Annotated in this window: 21 protein-coding genes, 1 tRNA gene and 3 pseudogenes; 16 read left to right on the forward strand and 9 right to left on the reverse strand. The window is 66.1% G+C overall.

The window, feature by feature from the left end; translation table 11 throughout:
• The first annotated feature begins 6 nt into the window (after positions 1-6).
• The 4 genes from JOF43_RS23215 (at position 7) to JOF43_RS22785 (ending at position 2,806) form a co-directional block, all read left to right on the forward strand.
• Entirely contained in the window at positions 7-879 is an 873-nt protein-coding gene (locus JOF43_RS23215) for a M23 family metallopeptidase (RefSeq protein WP_342592233.1), read from the forward strand.
• Positions 876-1,934 carry a tRNA (adenosine(37)-N6)-threonylcarbamoyltransferase complex transferase subunit TsaD gene (tsaD, locus tag JOF43_RS19050; RefSeq protein WP_209904679.1) on the forward strand — a complete coding sequence of 353 codons (1,059 nt, stop codon included), beginning with the start codon at positions 876-878 and terminating at the stop codon, positions 1,932-1,934. Before JOF43_RS23215 ends, tsaD begins: the two co-directional genes overlap by 4 nt.
• A 78-nt stretch (positions 1,935-2,012) precedes the next feature.
• Positions 2,013-2,085: transfer RNA gene (locus JOF43_RS19055), tRNA-Arg, on the forward strand.
• A 100-nt stretch (positions 2,086-2,185) separates the two neighbouring features.
• Positions 2,186-2,806: a hypothetical protein gene (locus JOF43_RS22785; RefSeq protein WP_245354613.1), complete on the forward strand. Its 621-nt coding sequence runs from the start codon at positions 2,186-2,188 to the stop codon at positions 2,804-2,806.
• 56 nt (positions 2,807-2,862) lie between these two features.
• Here the strand turns inward: JOF43_RS22785 and JOF43_RS23310 are convergent.
• The 7 genes and pseudogenes from JOF43_RS23310 to JOF43_RS19090 form a co-directional block, all read right to left on the reverse strand.
• Positions 2,863-3,075 (reverse strand): annotated as a pseudogene (locus JOF43_RS23310) (site-specific integrase); the annotation flags it as partial.
• Positions 3,076-3,180: 105 nt separating this feature from the next.
• Positions 3,181-4,344: pseudogene (locus tag JOF43_RS19065) on the reverse strand (IS3 family transposase).
• Positions 4,345-4,383: 39 nt separating this feature from the next.
• Positions 4,384-4,803, reverse strand: coding sequence for an IS110 family transposase (locus JOF43_RS19070; protein WP_209904684.1), 420 nt, complete (start codon positions 4,801-4,803; stop codon positions 4,384-4,386).
• A 412-nt stretch (positions 4,804-5,215) separates the two neighbouring features.
• Positions 5,216-6,625: a glycoside hydrolase family protein gene (locus JOF43_RS19075; protein WP_209904686.1), complete on the reverse strand. Its 1,410-nt coding sequence runs from the start codon at positions 6,623-6,625 to the stop codon at positions 5,216-5,218.
• Positions 6,626-6,712: 87 nt separating this feature from the next.
• Positions 6,713-7,522 carry a carbohydrate ABC transporter permease gene (locus JOF43_RS19080; protein ID WP_209904688.1) on the reverse strand — a complete coding sequence of 270 codons (810 nt, stop codon included), beginning with the start codon at positions 7,520-7,522 and terminating at the stop codon, positions 6,713-6,715.
• 10 nt (positions 7,523-7,532) lie between these two features.
• Complete coding sequence (locus tag JOF43_RS19085) at positions 7,533-8,441, reverse strand: carbohydrate ABC transporter permease (protein WP_209904690.1); 909 nt, start codon at positions 8,439-8,441, stop codon at positions 7,533-7,535.
• Positions 8,438-9,709 carry an ABC transporter substrate-binding protein gene (locus JOF43_RS19090; protein ID WP_209904693.1) on the reverse strand — a complete coding sequence of 424 codons (1,272 nt, stop codon included), beginning with the start codon at positions 9,707-9,709 and terminating at the stop codon, positions 8,438-8,440. The genes JOF43_RS19085 and JOF43_RS19090 overlap by 4 nt, the downstream gene beginning before the upstream one ends.
• 231 nt (positions 9,710-9,940) lie before the next feature.
• Here JOF43_RS19090 and JOF43_RS19095 point away from each other — a divergent pair, with 231 nt between their 5' ends.
• The 11 genes and pseudogenes from JOF43_RS19095 (at position 9,941) to JOF43_RS19150 (ending at position 20,013) form a co-directional block, all read left to right on the forward strand.
• Complete coding sequence (locus tag JOF43_RS19095; protein WP_209904695.1) at positions 9,941-10,915, forward strand: LacI family DNA-binding transcriptional regulator; 975 nt, start codon at positions 9,941-9,943, stop codon at positions 10,913-10,915.
• 156 nt (positions 10,916-11,071) lie between these two features.
• Positions 11,072-12,103 (forward strand): LacI family DNA-binding transcriptional regulator, encoded by a 1,032-nt coding sequence (locus JOF43_RS19100; RefSeq protein WP_245354836.1) that lies wholly within the window; start codon positions 11,072-11,074, stop codon positions 12,101-12,103.
• A 28-nt stretch (positions 12,104-12,131) separates the two neighbouring features.
• Positions 12,132-13,427, forward strand: coding sequence for an ABC transporter substrate-binding protein (locus JOF43_RS19105; RefSeq protein ID WP_209904699.1), 1,296 nt, complete (start codon positions 12,132-12,134; stop codon positions 13,425-13,427).
• A gap of 101 nt (positions 13,428-13,528) precedes the next feature.
• Positions 13,529-14,374 (forward strand): carbohydrate ABC transporter permease, encoded by an 846-nt coding sequence (locus tag JOF43_RS19110; protein ID WP_209904701.1) that lies wholly within the window; start codon positions 13,529-13,531, stop codon positions 14,372-14,374.
• Positions 14,367-15,263 carry a carbohydrate ABC transporter permease gene (locus tag JOF43_RS19115; RefSeq protein WP_209904703.1) on the forward strand — a complete coding sequence of 299 codons (897 nt, stop codon included), beginning with the start codon at positions 14,367-14,369 and terminating at the stop codon, positions 15,261-15,263. Before JOF43_RS19110 ends, JOF43_RS19115 begins: the two co-directional genes overlap by 8 nt.
• 13 nt (positions 15,264-15,276) lie before the next feature.
• Entirely contained in the window at positions 15,277-16,374 is a 1,098-nt protein-coding gene (locus JOF43_RS19120) for a glycoside hydrolase family 172 protein (protein WP_245354614.1), read from the forward strand.
• Positions 16,375-16,761: 387 nt separating this feature from the next.
• On the forward strand, positions 16,762-17,751 hold the full coding sequence (locus JOF43_RS19125) for an IS481 family transposase (protein ID WP_209904705.1): 990 nt from the start codon (positions 16,762-16,764) through the stop codon (positions 17,749-17,751).
• A 35-nt stretch (positions 17,752-17,786) separates the two neighbouring features.
• Positions 17,787-18,539, forward strand: coding sequence for a PfkB family carbohydrate kinase (locus JOF43_RS19130; protein WP_342592268.1), 753 nt, complete (start codon positions 17,787-17,789; stop codon positions 18,537-18,539).
• Between the two features lie 342 nt (positions 18,540-18,881).
• Positions 18,882-19,055, forward strand: coding sequence for a hypothetical protein (locus JOF43_RS19135; protein ID WP_209904707.1), 174 nt, complete (start codon positions 18,882-18,884; stop codon positions 19,053-19,055).
• A gap of 3 nt (positions 19,056-19,058) precedes the next feature.
• A pseudogene (locus JOF43_RS23315) lies at positions 19,059-19,562 on the forward strand (SOS response-associated peptidase family protein).
• The gene (locus JOF43_RS19150) at positions 19,492-20,013 is read left to right on the forward strand and encodes a hypothetical protein (RefSeq protein ID WP_209904712.1); all 522 of its coding nucleotides are present in this window, start codon (positions 19,492-19,494) and stop codon (positions 20,011-20,013) included. Before JOF43_RS23315 ends, JOF43_RS19150 begins: the two are co-directional and overlap by 71 nt.
• A 49-nt stretch (positions 20,014-20,062) precedes the next feature.
• Here JOF43_RS19150 and JOF43_RS19155 read toward each other — a convergent pair whose 3' ends face one another.
• Positions 20,063-20,833, reverse strand: a complete 771-nt coding sequence (locus JOF43_RS19155; RefSeq protein ID WP_209904714.1) for a hypothetical protein — start codon at positions 20,831-20,833, stop codon at positions 20,063-20,065.
• A gap of 104 nt (positions 20,834-20,937) precedes the next feature.
• Between JOF43_RS19155 and JOF43_RS19160 the strand changes: the two genes are divergently transcribed.
• Positions 20,938-21,255, forward strand: coding sequence for a GntR family transcriptional regulator (locus JOF43_RS19160; protein WP_209904716.1), 318 nt, complete (start codon positions 20,938-20,940; stop codon positions 21,253-21,255).
• 302 nt (positions 21,256-21,557) lie between these two features.
• On the opposite strand, the gene JOF43_RS19165 is transcribed toward JOF43_RS19160, so the two are convergent.
• Positions 21,558-23,846: a bifunctional alpha,alpha-trehalose-phosphate synthase (UDP-forming)/trehalose-phosphatase gene (locus JOF43_RS19165; RefSeq protein ID WP_209904718.1), complete on the reverse strand. Its 2,289-nt coding sequence runs from the start codon at positions 23,844-23,846 to the stop codon at positions 21,558-21,560.
• Positions 23,847-24,059: the final 213 nt, after the last annotated feature.

Raw genomic sequence — 24,059 nt, forward strand, 5'->3', positions numbered from 1 at the left:
GAGAACGTGGCGAATCATCGCGCCGACGGACGCGCCTCGGTGCGCACGCTCCGGGCCAACCCGGGCTCGCACCGCGACGGAGCCCTCCCGGCCAGTGCGGTGAAGGTCGGCGTGCTGGGGGTCCTCGCGACCGCCACGATCGCTGCCCCTCTGGCCGCCGCCGCGGCCGGGATCGACGATAACGCCGCCCCCGCTGACGTCGCCGCCGCGCAACGACTGCAGGCCGATACCGCCGCGCAGAGCAACGAGCCGGCCACCGCTCCCGTCGCGCTCCCCGAGGCGGAATCCGCTGCGAGCGTCACCCCGGCCTCCTCGCAGACCCGCGACGCGGACCAGGACGCCTCCCGGTCCGAGGAGCGCACGTCCCCGACGAGCGCGGAGAAGAAGGCCGAGGCGGAGAAGGCCGCCGAGGCCACCGGCATCGAGGTCGAGGCCCCCGAGCCGGAGCCCACCGAGGCCGCCGCCTCCGGAGCGAGCGCCCCCGCCAGCAGCGGCGGCTACATCGATCCCGTCAACGGCCCCATCACCTCCGGATTCGGCGGCCGCATGCATCCCGTGCTCGGCTACTTCAAGGGCCATGACGGCGTGGACTTCGGTGCCTCCTGCGGCACCCCGGTCAAGGCCGCCAAGGCCGGCACCGTCGTCGCCGTCGAGTTCCACCACGCCTCCGGCAACCGGGTCAAGATCGACCACGGCAACGGCGTCGTCACCGGCTACTACCACCTGCAGGGCTTCAACACCTCGGTCGGTGCGACCGTCGAGCAGGGCGAGACCGTCGGCTACGTCGGCTCGACCGGCCGCTCCACCGGCTGCCACCTCCACTTCGCGAAGATGGACGAGGCCGGCACCTACTCCGACCCGATGTCGCTGCTGCGGTGAGGAACCCCGCCGTCCCGGTCGTCCTCGGGGTCGAGTCCTCCTGCGACGAGACCGGCTTCGGCATCGTCTCCGAGGGGATGCTCCTCGGGCAGGGGCTGGCCTCCAGCGCCGCCCAGCACGCCGAGTTCGGGGGAGTGGTCCCCGAGATCGCCGCCCGGGCCCATCTCGAGGCCGCCGTGCCCACCCTGCGGATCGCCCTCGCCGACGCCGGGGTCGAGGCCGGTGACATCACCCATGTCGCTGCCACCTCCGGCCCGGGGCTGGCAACCGCCGTCCATGTCGGCCTCGCCGCGGCCAAGTCCGTGGCCTGGGCACTGGACGTGCCGCTGTACGGCGTCCACCATCTCGCCGGGCACGCCGCCGCGGACACCCTCGAGCACGGCCCGCTGCCGGAGCGCAGCATCGTCCTCATCGTCTCGGGCGGTCACACCTCGATCCTCGCGGTCGGCGACCTGGTGCGCGACCCCATCGAGCATCTCGGTGACACCCTCGACGACGCCGCGGGCGAGGCCTTCGACAAGGTCTCCCGCCTGCTGGGTCTCGGCTACCCCGGTGGGCCCGCCATCTCCCGGGCGGCGGTGGACGGCGACCCGGGTGCCTTCACCTTCCCGCGGGCGCTGCTGCGCCCCGGTGACGCCCCGTTCACCTTCTCCTTCTCCGGGCTGAAGACGGCCGTGGCACGCACCGTCGAGAAGCTCGAGCGCGCCGGGGACCCGGTGCCCGTGGCGGACATCGCCGCCTCCTTCGAGCAGGCCGTGGTCGACGTGCTGGTGACCAAGGCGCTGCGCGCCGTGCGCGAACAGGACCTGGACACGCTGGTCATCGTCGGCGGCGTCGCCGCCAATGCCCGACTGCGCGCGGTCGCCCAGGAACGCTGCGATGCCGCCGGCATCGCGCTGCGGATCCCGCCCCCGCGGCTGTGCACCGACAACGGCGCCATGATCGCCGCCGTCGGTGACCTGCTGGTGCGCGGCGGCGCCGACCCCAGCGGACTGCGCATCGCGGCGGATCCCTCGGCGGTCCTCCACGGCGCCCAGCTGCCCCTGCCACGGTGAGGTCCGCCTCACACCAGGCCGCCGCCCTGGCCCCGATGCCGCCCGCACCCCGAACCTGTTGCTAGACTTCCGAGGTCGGCCCGCGTAGCTCAGTGGATAGAGCGTCTGCCTCCGGAGCAGAAGGTCGTAGGTTCGAATCCTGTCGCGGGCACCGAAAGACTCCCCGGTCAGAGGCTATAGAGGCCACTGGCCGGGGAGCCTGCTGTTTGGCCCGGTACGCAACGGGTACGCAAGGACCGTAGAATCCGCTCATGGGATCTGACGGTGGGGGAGCTGGCATCCAGTGGGCAGACACGCTGGTGAATGCAGGCGCGACCTTCTTCGCCGCGGTGCTGGCGGCTGGAGTCGCTGTCTGGCTCGCGCGGTCAGAGCGGAAGCACGCTAGGGCTCAACGAGTCGATGACGATCGCAAGCAACTTCGGATTCAGGCCTTCCTGCGACAGGAGAAGCTGCGATGGCAGATGCGGGTCTTGGTCCTCGACGAGCTGGGGAAGCTTGTCGAAGCCACCAGGGAACTTGAAATGGCGGCGTCCACCAACGACCCGGGTCGTGTCCGATTCAGCATCACCGCGATGTTCAACGTGGCCTACCAGCTCCGACCCTTTGACGAAGGTGCCTACGAAAAGGTGATGGCGCTAACTGACAGCTTCCCGGAACCGGGACTCGAAGGACGCAGAGAACTGATCCTTGAGTGGGCATCCGACGCCGAGATGGAGCTGTCGGCGATGCACTCGGCGTTCTCGCTTTCCTGGTACGCCAGCGAGGCAGGTGTCGAGATTCCGGACGAGATGTACGAAGAGGACGATCCCCAGGCCACCACCGCCAGCGACGAGTCGAGCGCCGAAGAGAGCGACGCCAAGTCGTCCTCGTAGAGGTGGCCGTAGCGGTTCAGCGTCATGTCGGCGGTGGCGTGGCCGAGCATGTGCTGTAGCGCCTTGATGTTCGCCCCGGCGCTGATTGCCAGCGAAGCGGCGGTGTGCCGCAGGTCGTAGACCCACATGTGGTTCGGCACGCCTTCGGTGGCCCGGACTGCTGGCCCGAACTTGCGCTGGGCGAAGTTCCGCTCGCGAAGTACGCCGCCGCGCACCGCCGCGAAGACGAGGTCTCCGGGCTCCTTCCCGGCCACCTGACGGCGAAGCATCGCCTCGAGGGTGGCCGGGATCGGCACCCAGCGCGTGCGCCCGGTCTTGGTGGTCCCGTCGTCGACCTTTCGGGGCTGCCGCACGAACAGGTGACAGTTGTGGTGTCAGGCCGCGAGGCTCACGGCCGGGTTCATGATGGTCTCGTATTCGATGGGGGTCAATCGGCCCAGGCGAGCCTGTCGGCGACGGCGGTGATAGGTCCTCTCGATCCAGGTGATGATCGCGATCCGCAACTCCTCTCGAGTCCGCCAGCGCTTGCGGTCCAGGACGTTCTTCTGAAGTAGCGAGAAGAACGATTCCATCGCGGCGTTGTCGCCGGCAGCACCGACTTGGCCCATCGATCCGATGAGGTGATGACGGTTCAGGGCGTGCACGAACTTCCGGGACCTGAACTGGGATCCCCTGTCCGAATGCACGATGCAACCGGCGGTGTCACGACGCCTGGATACTGCGTTGTCCAGGGCGTTCGCCGCGAGACGGGCCTTCATCCGGTCGCTGATCGAGTAGCCCACGATCCGGCCGGAGAACACGTCCTTGATGGCGCAGAGGTAGAGCTTGCCCTCGTCGGTCCAGTGCTCGGTGATGTCGGTGAGCCACAGTTCGTTGGCGTCATCGGCGGAGAAGTCCCGCTTCACAAGGTCGTCATGGACCGGCGGACCGGGGCGCTTTCCGTTCTTGCCGCGCTTCTTCCCGAACACGGACCACCACTGGTTGTCGCGGCAGATCTTCCACGCGGTCCGCTCACACATCACCTCTCCGGCCTCGGCGGCTTCTCCGACGAGGAACCGGTAGCCGAACTCAGGATCGTCGCGGTGGGCGTCCAACAGGGCGTTGGCTCGGTAGGCCTCGACGAGCTCGGCCCTGGTGATCTGCTGCTTCCGCCAGCGGTAGTAGGGCTGGCGGGAGAGCTTCAGGACCCGCAGGGACACCGCGACGGGGATGCCGTCAGCGGCGAGCTCGCTCACGAGCGGGTAGAACCTTTTCCCGGCAGGTTCGCCTGGGACAGGTAGGCGGCTGCGCGGCGCAGGACCTCGTTCTCCTGCTCCAGCAACCGGTTCCGGCGGCGGAGCTCGCGCAGTTCCGTCGAGTCCTCACGAGTCTTGCCGGGAGTTGCCGTCGTCGATGTCGGCTTGGCGGATCCATTTGTGGAGCGTCATCTCGTGGACGCCGAAGTCCTTCGCGATCTGCGCGATCGTGATGCCGTCCTCACGGGACCGGGCCACGCGCACGACATCTTCGCGGAACTCCTGAGGGTAGGGAGCGGGAATGGTGCACATCCTTCCAGGCCGCCCAACGGGCAAGCCAGATCAGATGTCACCTATCCGTGCGGCAGTCCCATCTCGCAACTTCGTCAACGGCATGACGAGACTCGATCGGGCGGCGAGCATCGCGTCGAGGGCGTCAGTCTTGCTTCGGGCTCGTGCACGACGCGGGGTCGGTGCCTCGACGACTCGGTACCCCGCTTGTTGCAGCACGTCGCTGAGAACTGCCCCGTAGGAGCCAGTTCCTTCCGCGGCGATCAGCACATCGTCGAGGTCGCCTTCGGTTCGGCGTGAGATCCAGTCTCGTGCGCGTCGCAGCCCTGCAGGGCTGGTCGGGAAGACGTTCTGATCGATGAGACCGCCGTTCGGGGCCTTGATGATCGCGTAGGAGTGGGTTGCGGCGTGGGTGTCGACTCCGACGACATATCGGTAGAAGTCCCCTACGGTGGCAGGCAGACTGTTCATGACGATGTTCCTCTCGAATCGCTGGGACGGGACGTCGTTGCCGGCGTCGGCCCAGGATGAGAGTCACTACGAGGCGGGCCTGTAATGAGCCACGCCGCCGGGATCGTGATTCCGGCGGTGGACATGCTTCTGATCAAGCCATCGTGGTGGGCCAGGGCTGGCGCCGGCACCCGGCCCCCGCCGGACAGATCCCGGGAATGACACCCCGTAGGGGTCAGCCGATTCAGGAGTCACGACGGGCGCCGGGCTACCAGCACCAACCCTGCCAGCCAGCCCCGGGCCGGCCACCACGAACACTTACAGCCGATTCAGTGGCAGTCTCGCGGTTAAAAGTGCCGCCGGGCGGTGCCGCAGTCCCGCATACATCGCCGCCCGGCAGCACCGGATCACCTCTCAGACGCGAGTGAGGCCCTCAGATCTGAGTAGCACCGGTGGCAACGGAGGTTGCTCCAATCTCCACTGCCCCTTCGATCACGTCGAGCACAACGGCGGATCCTGCGGGGGTGTTAAATCTCGTGCACAGAGCGGTGTCGTCCACGTAGAGCGTCGCGATGTCCTCGTCGAGGACCAGCTGCAGCCGGTGCTCCTGCCCGTCGGTGAGGTCCGGCAGTGGCCGCTCGAGGCCGCGATTGTCGAGCTGCCCCCAGGGCCAGTTGGGGCGCTTGTCGAACTCGAGGCGATGCTCGTCGACGACCATCGAGAACTGGTAGCCGACGTCGGTCGCGGTGTCCTCGCCGAAGCGCAGGTTGACCTCCCGGGTGCCTGGAGCAATCTTCAGCGTCGTCTCGAGCAGACACGGCTGCGGCACAGACTCGCCGAGAACCCGCTGGGCCAGGCCGTCGCTCCGCGAAAGCGTGAAGGGCTCGACCGTGGTCACAGTGGAGGCGGCGAGGTGCTCGCGTACCGCGTCGGGCATCTTCACTCCCAGTGTGCCGTCCTCGCGCACCACGATCTGGTGGACGACGAGGGTGCCACCCCATTGCCAGGTCCTGGTGTCGTCGTCATCCCAGCGGGTGGCGACCCAGCCGACGAGGTAGCGGTTCTCGCCATCGGAGACCGAGCGCGCCGCGTAGTACGGACGGCCATCGAAGGCATCGTCCTCGGGCGCCTCCCACGGCCCATAGAGGGAGCGGGAGCGACGGTAGATCGTCTTGGACTTATCGCTGTACTCGGTAACCAGGTGGTACCACCAGTCACCCTCGCGGAACACATCGGGCATCTCATGCATGGTGAACAGACCCGGAGCCCAGAAATCGCCCTGGAACTCCCAGTTCTCGTGGTCGGTCGAGGTGAAGTAGACCGTCGAGCCGCTCAGCTGCGTCTTGGGGCCGGCTTTGCGGGTACCGAGGATCATGACCCACTGGCCGGCGTCCTCGTCGTAGATGACCCACGGATCGCGCCAGTCGTCGGGGTCGTACCCCTCCTGCGGTGCGACCAGCGACTTGTCGGTCTTGCGCCAGTGGATCAGGTCGTCGCTCTCGGCGATCATGAGGACCTGGGAGGGCTTGCCCTCCGCGGCGAAGTGGTCGCGGTTGAAGCCGGTGTACATGGCGTAGAACGTCCCGTCGGCCTCGAAGACGGAGCCGGCGTAGATGAACTGGTCTTGGTCGTGCTCTCCGCCGCGAACGATCGCCTCGCCGAGGTCCTCGTACTCGACGAAGTCGGTGGTGCGGGCGAGGGCCCAGCCGAAAGGCTCGCAGTCCGGGAGCGGGCCGGGGTCGCGGCCGTCGCGCTGATGGAAGAGATAGAACGCGCCGTCGTGGAAGAACGGCATGCAGTCTCCGAACCAGGTGCCGGGGTGCTGGTAGTGGATGTCGGGCATGATGCGGATCAGTCCTTTGATCTTGTGGATTGGCATCGGGCTGGAGCCGCAGCTCCGGTGCGGGTCCGGCGCGTGCGCCGGCCCGGGTCAGATCCGCGTGCCGCCGAGGCTGGAGGCGAACACGCGCTGGAAGGCGAGGAAGACGACCACGGTGGGTAGGGAGACGAGTAGCGCTCCGGCGAGGACGACGGGTGGGCCGACCGTGCCGTAGTTGCTCTGCAGGCCCGCAAGCGCCGCCATGACGGGGCGGATCTGCTCGCTGTAGCTGAGGGTGATGCCGAACAGGAGCTCGTTCCACACCCACACGAACTGGAAGATGAACGCGGCGGCGAGGGCCGACCTGCTCAGGGGTAGGTGGAACCGGGTGAACACGCGCCACCAGTTCGCGCCGTCTAGCTGCGCCGCCTCGGCGACCTCCGGGGGGATGGTGAGCATGTGGTTGCGCATGATGAAGAAGGAGAAGGGGATGCATGTGGCGACGTAGATCAGCAGCAGTCCCATCCCCGTGTCGTAGAGCCCGCTCTCGGCGTAACCGGTGAACAGCGGTCGCAAAAAGGCCTGCGCGGGGAACAGGGAACCGGCGTAGATCAGCCAGAACCAGAAGATTCTCCGGCCTCCGGGGATCGCGGTGACCGCGAACCCGGCGAAGGCCGCCACGAGAACGGCGAGGCACCCGGCGACCACGGCGTACGCGAAGCTGTTGAGCATCGACGGGCCGAGCTGCGCGGCCTCCCAGGCTGCGGCCATGTTCTCGAAGATGGCCACGCCGCCGGGGAACCAGCGGACGTCTCCGGTGTATGCATCGTTGGGGGTGAAGGCGTTGACGACGATCAGGTAGGTGGGCAGGAACCAGATCAGCGCGAGCAGGACGACGATGAGGGATCGAAGGGTCTTCACGGGATGCTCCTCAGTGCGTGCGCAGCTGCTTGCGCAGGTAGGCGACGGAGACGGCAACGACGATGATGGTCAGGACCACGGCGATGGCGGCTCCTGAACCGGGGCGCTGGAGGACGAAGCTCTGCCAGTACATCGACACCGCCAGGGTCTCGGTGGCGCGGCCCGGCCCGCCGTTGGTGAGCACCCAGATCAGGTCGAAGGACTTCAGGCCGTTGGCGAGGCTGATGCCCATCACGACCGCGGTCGAGGTGCGCAGCTGCGGCACGACGACCAGCCGGAACCGACGGATCCCATCGACGCCGTCGAGCGCGGCGGCCTCGATGGTCTCCCGCGGAATGCCCTGGAGACCGACCAGGTAGAGGATCACGGCCACCCCAGTGGCCTGCCACGAGTTGGCGATGATCAAAGCGATGGTGTTACCGGGCCAGTTCAGCAGCCAGGACTGGGCGAGGGCGTCGAGGCCGATCCCACGCAGCAGGGAGTTCAGGGCGCCGGTGTCCTGGAGGACGAAGTTCCACACGACGGCCACGGCGGTCCCCGAGAGTGCGTAGGGAAGGACGATCGCGAGGCGGGCGTACTTGCCCCATGACACAGAGTTGGTCAGGGCGGCGATCGCGAGCCCGAGACCTACAGGAATCACGACGGTGCCCACCAGCCAGAACAGGGTGTTGATGCTCGAGCGGACGATCACCGGGTCGGTGACCAGGCGAGCGTAGCTCGAGAGGCCCGCGAAAGAGGGGTCCACTACGGCGTCGTCGAGGAAGCTGCGTCCGACGGTAAGGGCGAAAGGGAGCAGCGCGAGCAGCCCCACCAGGACGACAGCCGGGGTGAGGAACAGCAGGCGCGGCCGGCCGCGGACGAGGCGGTCACGGCGGCGCTGGGCAGAGAGAACGCCGCGCCGGTCGGTCACGGAACTCATCGGGTTGCCTCCTGCCAATAGGACCATTCGGACTCGGCCTTGCGCTGAAGAGACTCGAGAACGCCTCGGGGGTCAGAGGGGTCGGCCATGAACCCGCCGAGATCCTGCGTCACTCCCACCACCAACGGCGGCGGCGAGTTCTCCCAGTAGCGGTTGACGACGTCAAGGTTCTGGTCCCGGATAGTGCTCTGGAGACGCTGGCTCACGGGGTCGGACCAAGTGACCTGCTGGTTCGCACTGGAACCATTGAGGAAGGCGGACCAGGGCTCCTGAACCTCCGGGGCGAGCCAGGAGGCCAGCGCTTCGGTCGCCTCGGCACGATGCCGGGAGCGCTCCGGAACCACGAGCCCTGCGATCTCCGTGACCACGGTCGGGGAGGAAGCATGCACGGCTGGAAGCAGGAACGCGTCGAATCCGGTCCCGGACTCCATGCCTGCGAGCTCCATTGACTGGGTGCTCCAGCTGACAGGGGTGGGCTGCATGCCGATGCGGCCGGAGGCGAGCATCGAGGGAAAGTTGTCGCTGACCGAGTCCGCGCTCGTATGTAGCCCGTCTCGGATCATCTGCTGCCACAGCTCCATGAGTCCCATCGCCTGGTCGTCCAAGAACGAAGCCTCGTTCTGACACAGCGCGCGGTACCAATCGGCGTCATTGGCAGCAGCCAGCATGCTGAACCAGTTCGCCACGGGCCAGATGTTCATCTGAGTTGTCCCGATGGGAGTTACATCTGCAGCTTTGAGAGCTTGGCATACGTCGAGGAACTCACCCCAGGTTGCCGGAGGCTCAAGACCAAGCTCTTCGAACACCTTCACGTTGTAGAACATGACGTAGTAGCCCTGAATGAGCGGCATCCCAAAGGTGCCGCCGTCGAACGTGAAGTCTTGGCGCATTTCATCATCGAGCCACCCGGCGTCGACAGAGGCCTCCCACGCTGAGCTCAGTTCAGCGAGGGCCCCGGTGCGGGCGAGATCGCGCATCCGATACCCGCTGCCCCATTTGACGAGGTCGGGAGGATCTTGTGTCTGCAACAGCGACCGAATGACCTGCTCATACGAGGATGCATTCGGGATCGTCTGGGGAGATAATCCCCACCCCATCCTCTCTCGCAACACATCCCCGGCTGCCAGGTACCCCGGCTCCCACGATGCGGCATCGTTGAAAAACTGCAGATCGCCCGTCTCGACAGCATCTGTCGTGCTGCTGCACGCGGTAGCGGTCCCAGCTAGTCCCAGGGCGCTGACGGCGGCTAAGAAGCGGCGTCGTCGCATGCTTCCTCACTCTCCTCGATGGGTCGACGTCACCACGAAGCACCTGTGCCGTGTCCATGACATCCTTGTCTCGAGTCTCCGGCTGCAAGGCGGCTTCGCCTAGATGCCCTCTGGGGTGATCACCCTCTTGGAGTGCACTTTTGGCCTCAATGTCCCTGGCCGGACTGCCTGACATCGTTGACATAGTTTGCCGTCCCTCGCTCGCGGGGAAGCAGCACTGGGAGGTCGCTCATGACCCGTACTCGGCCGGCCACCATCCGCGATGTCGCCCATCGCGCAGGCGTAAGCACGAAGACTGTCTCGCGAGTCATCAACCGCGAGAGCTACGTCGCCGAGAGCACCAGAACACGGGTGCTCAGGGCCATCGAGGCACTTTCGTATCGCCCGAACCCTGCTGCGCAAAACCTGCGGCGAACCACTTCTAGGTCAATCGCCGTAGTTGTCGAGGACATTTCCGAGCCGTTTGCTGCCGAGGTCACTCTCGCGGTGGAGCACGCTGTTGACGAGGGCACGACCGTGATCGTCTCGTCAAGCATGGGAGATCCCCGACGCGAGGCGACCATCCTCGCAACACTCGCTGCACGCCAAGTCGATGGAATCATCCTTGCCCCTACTCAGGCGCCGAGGCCGCGGCTCCTTCACCGGATGGGACGTACCGCCGTGGTCTGCGTGGATCGCCCCGTGCCGGGTGAGCCGACCGATGCGGTGTTATCGGATAACGCGCGAGGGATGCAGGAGGCTGTCGAAACGCTGCTGGAGCAAGGCCATCAACGTGTTGCCTATATGGGTGACTCCTCTCGAGTGTTTACTCAGGTTGAGCGATTGCGCGGATACCGCGCGGCTCTTGAAAGTCGCTCTATCGATCTTGATCCCGCTCTGATCTACGAGCACCGGCCTGACGTTGAGCGCACACGTCGCCATCTGGCATGGCTCACGAAGCTTCCGGACCCTCCAACCGCCATAGTCTCTGGAAACTCGTTGACCACATTGGCTATGATCCGCGCCGACTTTAATGCCGGGCTCGACTGCTTCATCGGCTTCGATGACTTTCCTCTTGCCGACTTTGTCTGCGGTGGCGTCAGTGTGGTCGCGCAGGACGCCGCCGCTCTCGGGGGCGAGGCGACCCGGACCCTCCTGCGTCGCATAGCGAACGATGCAGCGCCCTTGAAGACCTCGCGCCTCGCGACCCAACTCGTCCTGCGGTGACGAGCTGCGCCGGCACGAGTCCACCGAAGCTGACGCTGCACGACGGACCCGATGCTGACGACAGAGCTTGACACTGTTGCGTCAACCGTTTGACGACTCTAGCGTCCCGGATCAATCGATTGACACCGGGTGACGAGACGCGAGGAGGGAGTCGTGATGGTGCGGATGCGGGATATTGCCGACCGGCTCGGCATCTCAGTGTCGACGGTCTCTCTCGCGCTGAACCACAAGGACAAGGGGAGGGTGAACCCGCCCCTGGCTGAGAAGATCCGCGTGACGGCGAACCGGATGGGCTACCGGCCCAATCCCCATGCGGTGGGTCTGAAGCTCAACAAGAGCCATGCGATCGCCTTGATCTGCTACACGGGACCTGATGATCCGTTCCTCTCCGGCCTGACAGGCGGGGCACAGGCTGCGGCAGCTGAGGCCGGGTACATCCTCATCACGATCCCCGTCACAGACGCCCCCGGTGCGGAGGAAAGTGCGATCCAGACCGCGCTGCAGCGCGACGTCGACGGGATCGTGTTCGCTGCCGACTACTACCGCCGACGGGACATCCCCACGGTCCCGGACACCACCCCGTTCCTGTTTCTCGACTGCATCAGCACGGGGTCGAACCCCGTTGTCACCGAAGTCATCGCGGACGAAGCCCAGGGCTCCTTCGACGCCACATCGCATCTGATCTCTGCAGGCCACACACATGTCGGATACGTCGGCGTCGATGACGACCGGTACATCGCTCGGCACCTGCGCGAGAAGGGCTTCCGCGATGCTGTGCGGGAACACCTCGGGGACGAGGCAACGCCGCTGATCATCAACGCGGCGGATCCCTCCATTTCTGCGGGAGAAGCGGTAGCCGCTTCGCTCTTCTCCCGCCCGGTGGCAGAACGACCCACGGCGCTGTTCTGCTTCTCGGATCGCACCGCGTTCGGAGTCGCACAGGCGGCCCGACGGCACGGCCTGTCGCTTCCGGAGGACCTCAGCATCGTCGGTTTCGACAACGTCGAGTACACCTCCGAATTCTTCACCCCACGCCTAACCACCGTCGAGCTACCTCACCAACGCATGAGCTCCGAGGCAGTACGACAACTTGTCCACCTCATAGAGAACCCCCGCTGCGAACCGCACCGCCTCAAAGTTCCCTGTCCACTCATCCACCGCGACTCCGTCAACCCCCACCACAGCTGAAACCGCTCTCCTTCGAAAGGTAAGAACGATGACGTTCACACGACGCCAGACTCTCGGTGCCCTCGGCGCCGCCGCTGCTCTCCCCGCGATGACCATGGGCTTGTCCGCCTGCGGGTCGTCCGCAGAAGGGGACGGCACATCTCTCAAGGTCCTCCAGTACGAGGATCCCACCTCCGCTCAGGGCCAGGGCTGGAAGCGCGCCCTGGAGATCTTCAAGGAACAGCACCCCGACGTCACCGTCGACTTCCAGCAGACCAGCTTCGATGCGGTTCGCCAGAACGCCAAGATCACCCTGTCCGGCAACGAGGTCCCCGACGTCATCGAGTTCAACAAGGGCAACGCAGACGGCGGCCAGCTCGCCGCGCAGGGCCTGCTCACCGACCTCACCGAAACCGTGACCGCACGCGGATGGGACGCCAAGGTCAGCGACTCGATGAGCTCCTTCGCCCTGTACGAGGACGGCATGGCCGGCTCCGGCTCCTGGTTCGGGATCCCGAATATCGGCGAGTACGTCACGCTGTTCTATAACCAGGACCTCTTCGACCAGCACGGCATCACCCCTGACATCAGCGACCTCGAAGGCCTCGAAGCAGCGATGGACACCCTGCTGGCTGCGGGCATCACCCCTATCGCAAGCTCCGCTGCCACCAGCCAGGGCTTCAACCAGATGTGGATCTGGTACTCCCTGGTCTCCGCGATCGCCGCCCGCGATGAAATCGACGACTTCATGTTCGTGAAGGGCCCTGTCGATTTTTCCGCCAACCCCTGGGCCGAGGGAACGGAGCGCTTCCAATCCTGGATCGACCGAGGGTACGTGGGTACCGATATCGCCGGTCTGAACTTCGAGCAAGCCACCGTCAACTTCCTCAGCGGCAACGCCGCAATGGTGGTGTGGAACCACGGAGTGTTCCACCGCGCTGTGGCCGAGGCCGATTTCAACTGGGGCTGGATGACGTTCCCCGGCGCGAACCTCGTCATGGGCTCCTCCGGGCACCTCTGGGGCGTTCCGGAGCGCGCCAAGAACAAGGAACTCGCCTACGAGTTCATCGACATCACGCTGTCCGACGAGGTGCAGAACGTCATCGGAGAGCTCGGTGGGCTGCCCATCGCAGGTGACCCCGCAGCGATCACCGATGAGCGCACCCGCGACTACACCGAAGGGTTCGTGGAGCTGATGGACGGCAACGCGCTGTCGTACTACCCGGACTACCCGGTCATCGGCTTCATCCAGGAGCATATGCAGGCCATGTCCAATGGCAACGAGACCGCGCAGGAGTACCTCGATGCGCTGCAGTCCTTCTACGACGAAGGCACCCAGCAGTGACAGCGTCCACTCACCCAGTCACCCGCCCCGCGACGCGACCGAAGACCAGTCCCCGCCGCGCATCCGGTCACCGGGAGACCTACTGGCCCTACCTTCTGCCGATGGCGATCGGGTTCGTCGTCATCGTGCTCGTCCCGCTCGGCGCGAACGTCGCAATCAGTCTGTTCGACTGGCGCGGCGGCGCCGCCGACATGGAATGGGTAGGCCTGGGCAACTACGCCGAGCTACTCCAGGACGAGAACTTCTGGATGTCGTTCAAGAACTCGTTGCTCATGATCGTCGCGATCGTCGTGGTCCCCACCATCCTCGGCCTGATCATTGCTTCGCTCCTGTTCAACCTGATCGCGCCCCGCTACGGAAGCCGGATCGCGAGCTTCCTGCGCGGTAGCTTCTACCTCCCCCAGATCCTCCCGATCGCAGTTGCCGGCTTCATCTGGAGCTGGGTCATGAACACCGACGCCGGCGCGGTCAACTCGTTCCTCAAGACGCTCGGCATCGCGAATCCGCCCGACTGGCTCGGAGACCCGGAGATCGCGATCGTCACCGTCATGCTCATGATGGTGTGGCTGCAGATCGGATACCCGCTGGTCATCTTCATGGCAGCGCTCGGCCGTGTAGACCCCTCGCTGTATGAAGCCGCGGATCTCGACGGCGCCTCCTGGTTCCAGCAACTCCGGCGCATCACCATTCCCGAGATCCGGCCAGAGATCTTCATCGTGTCGCTCACCGCGACCGTTGCGGCGCTGAAGGTCTTCGCACCGATCCTGATCCTCACCGGAGGCGGCCCCGAGGGATCGACCGTCGTCCCGTCCTACTACGCCTACCGGAACTTCTTCGAGCTCTCGCAAGTCGGCTACGGCTCCGCGATCGCCACGGTCATGGCCGCTGTGATCCTCGTCGTCGCCCTGGTGATGCTCTGGTTCCAGAGGAGGACCGAGAATGCCTGACACACTCACCACCGCGCCAAACATCCCGGTGGGCTCACGGCCGCCCCGCAAACGCGGACTGAACATCCGTCTGCGCCCGGCCTCACTTCTGACGCTCGTGCTGTCCTGTGTCGGTGCTCTGATCGTCCTCGCTCCGTTCCTGCTGGTGCTGCTGAACGCCTTCAAGAGCCCTGCGGACTACTCCACCAACGGCCCTTTGGCATGGCCCGAGCGCCTCGACCTCGGTCCAGTGCGCAGCTACCTCGAGATCATCGACTTCCCCCGGGCGCTGACGAACTCCATCGTCATCTCCGTGCTGGTAGCCGTCATCGGTGTGCTGTTCTCGGTGCTCGCGGCGTACGCCATCGGCGTCGGCCGCATCCGAATGCGCACGGGCATCCTTGCCATCTTGCTGCTGGCGACGATGATCCCGCAGGAAGCACTGGTCTACCCGCTGTTCTACATCGCCCAGGCGACAGGAACGCTGAACACCATCTGGTCAGTGACCATCATCTTCATCGTCCTGCAGGGAGCGTTCGGCACCTATCTCCTCTCCGGTGTGCTCGGCACCTTCCCGAAGGAGCTTCTCGAAGCAGCCCGTATGGACGGTGCTGGGCGTTGGCGCATCCTGTGGACCGTGGTCGTGCCAATCATCCGGCCGACCCTGTCGGTCCTCATGGTCTTCTTCTTCATCTGGACGTGGAACGAGTTCTACATCCCAGTCGTCCTGCTCAACGACCAGAGCGCACAGACGATCCCCATCGCCCTGGCCACCCTGCGCGGCCAGCACACCGTGGACATGACGGTCGTCAACGCCGGCTCGTTCCTGTCCCTGATCCCCACCATCCTCTTCTTCCTCATCTTCCAGAGGACCCTGAGCAACGGCGTCACTGCCGGTGCCGTGAAGTAACCAAGGAGTCTCGTTGTTCGACATCTTCACCCCCTCCCGCATGCAGCGTGGCATCACGAGCCGCACCTTCAATGCCGAGAATCCCCAGGGGCGAAAGGGAGCCGCGGCACAGGCAGCCTCCCGCCTCGGAACCGGGCGGAAGGGATCGCCCGCAGTCGATCTGCAGCCCGGACAGGAGCTGGTCCTCGCCGATGTCGAGGGGCCGGGGATCATCCGTCACCTGTGGATCACGTGCAACGCGATCACCGAGGCGAACCCCTTCGTCTATCGCAACCTGGTACTGAAGATGTACTGGGATGATGCGACCGAACCGTCGGTCGTTGCACCGCTCGGAGACTTCTTCTGCTGCGGTGGCGCCGTCTCCAGCAGGGTCGAGTCGCTGCCGATCGTCGTCGCTCCGAACTCGGGATTCAACGCGTTCATCGCCATGCCGTTCCGGACCAGGGCTCGCATCGTCATCGAGAGCCAGCACCCCGACACGGTGAAGGGCTTCTTCTACCAGGTCGACTGCACCATCGGAGACGAGGTCAGCGACGACATGGGCTACTTCCACGCCCAGTGGCGACGCTCCAACGGCGACGCCGGCAAAGGCAACGACCACGTCGTGCTCGACACAGTGCGGGGTCGCGGCGTGTACCTGGGCTCGTTCTTCTCCGTCACGTCCCTCGAGCGGTACTGGTGGGGAGAGGGGGAGATCAAGTTCTTCACAGATGGTGACCAGCAGTGGCCCTCGCTGACCAGCACCGGCCTCGAGGACTACGTCGGCGGCTCGTGGGCCTTCCAGGACGGTCTCCAGAAGGACCCCGAGCCCGTTCCCGGCACATACTCCAGTCACTCCTTCGGCTTCACGCGCGTCGCCACGAAGGAGACCACCAAGTTCTCCAACTACGAGCGGGCCATGCCGCCGCAGTTCGACATGTACCGCTGGCACATGCTCGACCCGATCCACTTCGCCGAAGACCTGCGCGTCACCCAGCAGATGATCGGCGATTGGGACAACGGGCTCTTCGAGCGCAACGACGATATCGCCAGCGTCGCCTACTGGTACCTCGATCACCCGACCGGTGTCGACGGGCAGATCGGCACTGCCGAGGACCGCAGACCACGCTGACCGGCCGGGGGCCAGCGGTTGCAATGAGCCCTGGCCCCCGGTCACCGCAGTACGCCCGTCGCACGGGATGTGCTGTGTCTCCACGAAGCCCCGGCCTCTCGGGGAACATCAGCGCGACCCCACCGGAAAGGTCCCCCTTTGAAACACGCTGAGGAACACGCGAGAACGCCCACCGTCGTGGTAATCGGTGAATCGCTCGTCGACATCCTGGATGGCCCGCTGGGGAATCGCACCTGCCATCCTGGTGGGAGTCCACTGAACGTGGCTGTCGGCCTAGGTGTTGCGGGTCATGACGTTGTAGTCACGGAGCGGGGATGAAGGAACGGGTCCCTGACCGGCACGATGGGTGGTGCTGAAGCCATTCACCTGCTGGAAGAGACCCGTTCCATGACCCACCGTAATTCGCCGCTGACCCCTGCCGGAAGACTCCGCCTGGTCGAGCGTGTCGAAGATGATGGTCGACCCATCGCCCACGTCGCCGCCGAGGCTGGAGTCGCCCGCTCGACTCTGACGAAGTGGATCCACCGCTACCGCGATGACGGCACCGACGCTCTCCAGGACCGCTCCAGCGCTCCTACCCGCCGGCCCTCGCGGCTACCGATCGAGGTCCTCGAGCTCATCGATTCCTGGAGACGGGACCGCAAGTGGTCCGCCCGCCGCATCGCCCTCGAGCTCACCGCCCGCGGGCATCATTACTGCGTCCGCACCATCGGCCGCTGGCTGGAACGACTCGGAATCTCTCGCCGCCGTGACCTCGACCCGACCGGAGAGAACAACCGCGAGACCGGGAAGATCATCGCCCGTTTCCCGGGGCACATGCTCCACCTGGACGTGAAGAAGGTCGGGCAGATCCCAGACGGCGGCGGCTGGCGCCTCCACGGCCGAGGCAGCACCCGAGCACGCCATCAGCGCGTGGGCTACACCTACCTGCACTCCGCGATCGACGGCTACTCCCGCCTCGCCTACACCGAAGCCCTCGAGAACGAGACCGCGGCAACCACCATCGCCTTCTTCGCCCGGGCCAGGGCCTTCTTCGCCGCTCACGGGATCAATCGCCTGGTCCGGGTGGTCACCGACAACGGTTCCAACTACCGCGCGAAGACGTTCGTTCGCACCGTCACTGCGCACGCGTCGCGGCACCAGCGGACCCGGCCCTACACGCCCCGGCATAACGGGAAAGTCGAGCGCTACCAGCGGATCCTCGCCGAGGAATGCCTCTACGCACACGCCTTCTACTCCGAGGATGAGCGGCGCGAAGCGATCACCATCTGGGTTCACCATTACAACTACCATCGGCCGCACACCGCCTGCGCTGATCAGCCCCCGGCCACCCGCGTCCACGAACGTGTCGACAACGTCATGACCTCATACACCTAGGCCGACTCGACGTCTCGACAGAACTGGCCACGCGTATCGGCGATGACCCGCACGGTGAGCTGATCCGGAGGCACCTGGCCGATGCGGGCGTCAGCTTGCAGGCCGGGAGCTGGGGAGCTGACCGGACGGCAACTGCCCACGCAAGCATCGGGGCTGACGGCTCCGCGACTTACGAATTCGACATCGACTGGGACCTCCGCGAGGTGCACTTCGATGTCCCGCGTGTGGTCCACACCGGATCGCTCGCGACGCTCCTAGAACCGGGAGCGTCGAGAACCGAAGAGGCGCTACGCCGGCTTCCCGCCAGCACACTCATCACTTTCGACCCCAACATCAGGCCCGCGCTGGCGACATCGCGCGAGGCTACCCGAACGCGGGTCGAGAACTTCGCTGCTCTCGCCCAAATCGTGAAGATGAGCGAGGAAGATGCTGCCTGGCTCTACCCCGACATGGAACCCCGTACTATCGCGGAAATACACGCGGCGCTCGGAGTCCAGCTATTCGTGCTCACCCGTGCGGAAAACGGGTGCATGGTCGCATCACACAGCGCGCTGAGGCACCTGCCGGCCGAGCCTGCGACGGTCGTCGACACCATCGGCGCGGGAGACGCTTTCATGTCCGGCTTGATCTATGAAGCCATCCGCTCCGGCGCCGCCAGGCAGCTGACCGTGAACGAATCCGAGGAGGGACTCCTCGATGTCTGCGTACAGACCGCCCTTCGAAGCGCAGCGATCACCGTCTCCCGCCCTGGAGCAAACCCGCCGAATCGCCACGATCTGAACGGGTAGGCAGACTCGTGTCGGATCGATGCTCTCACCCGAGAACTCGCTCCCAGTCGCGGCGGTGCGCCCGGGCGGGCTCACGTGTGTCCTAAGTCGGCTAAGAACCCACTGACGGTGTCCGTCTGGGGTATACCTCAGCGGCGCACCCAGAACGCGAGAGCGCGACGTCGCCACGGCTACGAGTAGGGTCCCCGCCGGAGATTTCGAGACAGATCGTTCTATCGTGTAGCGCCGACCACCTCAACATGAAATCCGGAGGGCCTGTTCCTTGGCCTACCGAGCACCTTTGGCACGAAATGCGATCACCGCTGTGGTCGGATCGGCCGGAGAATAACTCTCAACCGAACGATGCTGGCCCCCAGTAACAGGGAGGGACTGCTCCACTCCTACGTAGCTACAAAGCAGGACCGCGTGGGGGAGTGGGAGCCGGTCTACAGCATCGCCCCGCGCACCAAGGCGACGGTGGTGCGCGAGTTCGTCGATGACGGTGAGGTTAAGCGGAGTCTCGAGCTCGCGCTGTGAGGGGTGCATCCCGCGTGGGCGAAGGCTCAGGGGTCTCGCCCGATCAACGCGCGCATGGAGACGGTCGCGACCAACGGCATGTTCCGCAGCCCGTTCTCGAATGGCTGCGCCGTCGTGCTCATGACGGGCTACTAGGAGTAGGTCGAGGCCGGTGATGGCGGCAAGGACCTCTTCTTCGTCCACCACCCCGATGGGACGCTGCTGCACGGCGCCGGTCTCACCGCTGCCCACAGGGCTGAGGGCGGCGACGACTGGGACGTCACCTTCAACATCGTCACGTGCGAGGCGCGGTACGCCGGCGGCGAACTACACGACCACATGCCCGTCTTCGTCACCGAGGACACCGTCGCCGACTGGCTTTCTCTCGGGAAGTTCGAGCCCGAACAGATGGACCCAGATCGGTGCAGGTTTCCGCTTGATGGGTACCGTAGAACCCATGGGCACAGGAGCGCAGATCGCGGCCGCCGCGGCGCTCGGCGGAATCATGGGCGGCACGAGAGGTTATAGGGCGGGTCGCGCCGTCACTGCCAGGTGGGAGCCGATCCTCCTCACGGACACGATGCTCCTGGCGGACGGGCAGGGGATGCCCGCCATCGAGGAGCCCAAGCGCACCAGGCCCCGCTATCTGGCATGGCTGATCGGTCTGAGCATCGGCGTCGTACCCGGCGTAGTGCTGGGCCTACTCGGCGCGTGGCTTGTCATCGCCGCTACCCCGAATCCCACCGGGGCGGAGCGAGTCTTTGGGCTCCTGGTAGGCGGTGGCCTGGGACTCGCTGCAGGTCTGGCGATCGGGCTGCTCCTAGCCATCATCGCGGATCTCATCTGGCAGAGGACGTTCGAGGCGCGCTTGCACTGGGCCGTGTGGAACCGGCGTGAAAACCTCAGATCGTCGGTCGCGAGGGGGCTTGTCAGCCCATCTGAGGCCATCGAGCAGATCCAGTCTGACCTGGCAGGCTAACGCGAGAAGCGCCCCGAACCCACAGTTCGGGGCACCTCTTCGGTCGGAGTCAGGCTGGGATGAGCAGTGGGTCGTCGGCGCGGGTGACCCCGTGATGCGCGCCGGTCAGCGCTCGGAGCATCAGCGCTGTGAGGAGGGAGCCGGCCTCGGCGCCGTCCCGGAGGAGTCGCGCCAGCGCCGCGTGGTCGTGCTCGTCGAGAGGAAGGTCGATAGTAGTGGCCCACGGTCCAGCCATCGGAGCCGAGTCCCCACTCACGAGGCGAGCACCTGCGTCGCGGACCTCATCCTCGAGATGGATGAGCGCGGCGATCACCTCGCTGCGGTCCTCCCAGTCGTCCAGGGCCGCGTCGAAGGCGTCGAGGACATCGACGCGGACGTCAGCGGTGATCGTGTGCATGAGGCCTCCAGAAGTAGCGGTGATGGTGGTGTCGTGCCCGCGCATGAGGGCATGGATGATGGCGGCGTCGTCCGTCATGACCGGCTCGCCGGCGCTGACCACCGGCCAGTGCAGCTCGGTGCGGCGATGTCGCACCTCAGCGATGAGCAGTGCGGTCACGACGCCGTCGATGGTCTCCCCGGCGCGCAGGGACTCCCGCAGCATCCGCGCGGGAGCATCCGCCAAGTGCAGCGTGACCGTCACCAGGGGCCCGGTCATCGCGCAGTCAACGGCCTCGTCGGCACTGGTGTCCGAGCCGCTGAATCGCTTTCGCGCGGACGCCTCCCAGTAGGCGATGTCCTCGACAACCTCGACGAGAGACTCGGTGCTATGCAGCTCCTGAGTGATGGCATCGAGAACGTCGGCTCGGATCGAAAGGTCCATGATCACTCCATTTGTCGATGGCAGCCTGCTAAAGTGAGAAGCGCTGCAATACTCGCTGAGCATTGCAGTGACCGCCACCGTAGCAGTACTCAGTGAGGATTGAAATGGGTAAGCGCGAGATCATCTTCGACACCCTCCGCTCGCGCATCGCCGCAGAACACGAGCCGGACGCACACCTGGGCTCCTTGCAGGCCATCTGCAAGGAGTTCGGCGTGTCTACTGGGACTGCCGTCGCGGCCATGGCCGACCTCCAGGCTGCGGGGTACGTCTACAGCACTCAGCGCGGCGGGTACTTCATGGCGCAGACACTCCCAAGTGCAAAACCTGCTGACGAGCAGCGCGCTGTTGTCGCGGCGCTACGTGATGAAGCGCGGCGACTCCAAGAGATGGCCGACCGTCTCGACCGTACGCTACAGATGTGATGTCATATCAGCATGCGTTCGTGGGGAGAATGGGCCGCTGACCAGGCCCCCAGTGGTGCTTTGCGGTACGCAGCGGGTACGCAACAGGTCCATAGACAGCCTGCTTGGAGTGAGGTGGGCCAACGCAACCAACGCCGTCTACCAGGGCCTTCGTACAGCAGGGCAGGTAGAGGGACTGAGCTCGTCTGCCTCCGGAGCAGAAGGTCGTAGGTTCGAATCCTGTCGCGGGCACCGGATACACCCCGGTCGACGGTCCTGGAGACCATCGGCCGGGGTGTTCTCGTCAGGGCGAGGCGCCCTCCTCAGCTCTCCCGGCGCAGCTCCGCCAGTCTCGCCAGGACCGCGACGACCTCGTCGGTGCCGGCCACACGGTGGCTGGCGGCCGTGTCACCGTCGCCGACCTTGATCCCCATGTCCGCCTGCTCGAGTCGGCCGAAGACGGTCTCGTCGGTGACGTCATCGCCCAGGTACAGCCAGGCGTCGGCCGCGCTGGCCCGGGCGAGGGTCTCGATCGCCGCGCCCTTGGAGGTGTGCACCACCGAGAACTCGACGACCTCCTTGCCCGGCGTCACCGTCACCTCGGGCAGCGTGACCGCGTACTCGAGCGCGGACTCCGTCGCGTTGTGCGAGCCGCGTCCGCGCGCGTTACGGGTGTGCAGCACCGCGGCCGACGGCTTGAGCTCGACCTCGACACCGGGATGGGCCCGGGCGATCCGCCGCAGGTTCTCGGTGATCGAGGCGAGCAGCTCGTCCTTCTCAGGGGTCATCGACAGCGCCGCCGAGTCGAGCACCTCGGCCTGCATCCACGGCGGGAGCGCCCCGACCTCGGCGCCGTGGGAGCCCACCAGGACCACCGAGCTGGGCATCCGGGCGTGCGAATCCAGATCTCCCAGCGCTCGGCCGGAGATCAGGGCGACCGCCACCCCGGGCATCTCGGAGAGCTCGCGCAGGGTGGCCAGGGCGGTCGGATCGGGCGCCACGGCGTCACGGTCGGCGACGATCGGTGCGAGCACCCCGTCGAAGTCCGTGGCGATCAGGATCCGCGGGGTCCGCGCGAACGTGCGCAGTGAGGCGTCGAGGTCCTCCGGGGCCGTGATGTCCTCGCCGCTGAGCCGCACCGTCGGCTTGGGGCCCCGATCGGGAGCCCCCGAGTGCTCGAGGCGCTGCAGGAAATCGTGGGCCCAGGCCTGGACGTCGTTCTCCATCACCTGATGGCGCAAGGACCGCATCGCCTCCTCCTGCTCCTCGTCGGTCAGCGCCAGCGCGCGGAGGATCGCGGCCTTGAGCTCGTCGATGTCGTGCGGATTGACCATCACCGCGGCCCGCAGCTCGTCGGCCGCGCCGGCGAACTCGCTGAGCACGAGCACCCCGCGCAGATCGGGCCGGGAGGCCACGTATTCCTTCGCCACCAGGTTCATGCCGTCGCGCAACGCCGTCACGAGCACCACGTCGGCCGCCATGAACAGCGCGGTCATGTCCCGCCGGTCGAAGGAGCGGTGCTGGTAGGAGACGGCAGCACGCCCGATGGAGGAGTGGTCGCCGTTGATCCGGCCGACGATCAGCTCGACCTCGTCACGCAGCTGTTGGTATGCCTCGACCCGTTCCCGGGACGGCGTGGCGACCTGGATCATGACGGTCTCCCGGGGGTCGATCGACCCGTCGCCGAGCAGCTCCCCCCAGGCCTTGAGGCGGTGGCGGATGCCCTTGGTGTAGTCGAGCCGGTCCACACCGAGGACGACATGCTGCGGATTCCCGAGATCGCGGCGCAGCTGCATGGCGCGTTCGCGCAGCTCGGGCTCCTCGGTGAGGGCGGAGACCGCGGTCGAGTCGATGGAGATCGGGAAGGTCTGGGCGACCACCTCGCGGACCGGGGCCGCTCCCAGGCCGGGCACGGAGATCGTCTGTCCGTCGACGTGGTAGCCCAGCAGCTTGCGCACCGCGGCCAGGAAGTTCTGCGCGTCGCTCTCGCGCTGGAAGCCGACGAGGTCCGCTCCCAGCAGTCCGCGCAGGATCTGATTGCGCTTGGGCAGCTGGGAGAACAGCTCGACGGAGGGGAAGGGGATGTGGTTGAAGAAGCCGATGCGCACATCGGCCCGGTCCTCCCGGATCATCCGCGGGACCAGCTGCAGCTGGTAGTCGTGCACCCAGATGGTGCCGCCCTCGCTCGCGGTCGGGGCGGCGGTGCGGGCGAACCGGCGGTTGGCGGTCACGTACGAGTCCCACCAGGTGCGGTGGAACACCGGGGCGACGATGACGTCGTGGTAGAGCGGCCACAGCGTGGCGTTGGAGTAGCCCTCGTAGTAGCGCTCGATCTCCTCCTGGTCGAGCCGGACCGGGTACAGGCTCATCCCGTCGGCCTCGAAGGGGGCGGGTTGCTGGCCGGGGGTGCCGGCCCATCCGACCCAGGCCCCGGAGTCGACGGTGCGCATCACCGACTCCATGGCGGTGACGAGACCGCCGGGGCTGGTGACCCACTCGGTCGCGCCGTCGGGAAGGGTACGGGAGTCCACCGGCAGCCGGTTCGCCACCACGACCAGGTCGTGACCGGGGCGGGCGGGATCGTCGACGGGATGGGAGACGGAAGAGGGCACGAGAACTCCTTGACGACGGTCGTGCGGGGCGACGGACGGGAGCGGCGCTCGAGCCGGGCGGACCCGCGCCACGGCTCCCGTGACTGTTCCCCAGGACGGCCCAGACTACCAAGTGCGATCGGTCACTCCCTGGGTGTCGGCGGTCCACGACCTGCCCCCACCAGCGCGTCTGACCTGTGGTGATGACGGCCGACCGCTCGGCAGGACGCGCGA

It is taken from the genome of Brachybacterium sacelli, assembly GCF_017876545.1.
Taxonomy (GTDB): domain Bacteria; phylum Actinomycetota; class Actinomycetes; order Actinomycetales; family Dermabacteraceae; genus Brachybacterium; species Brachybacterium sacelli.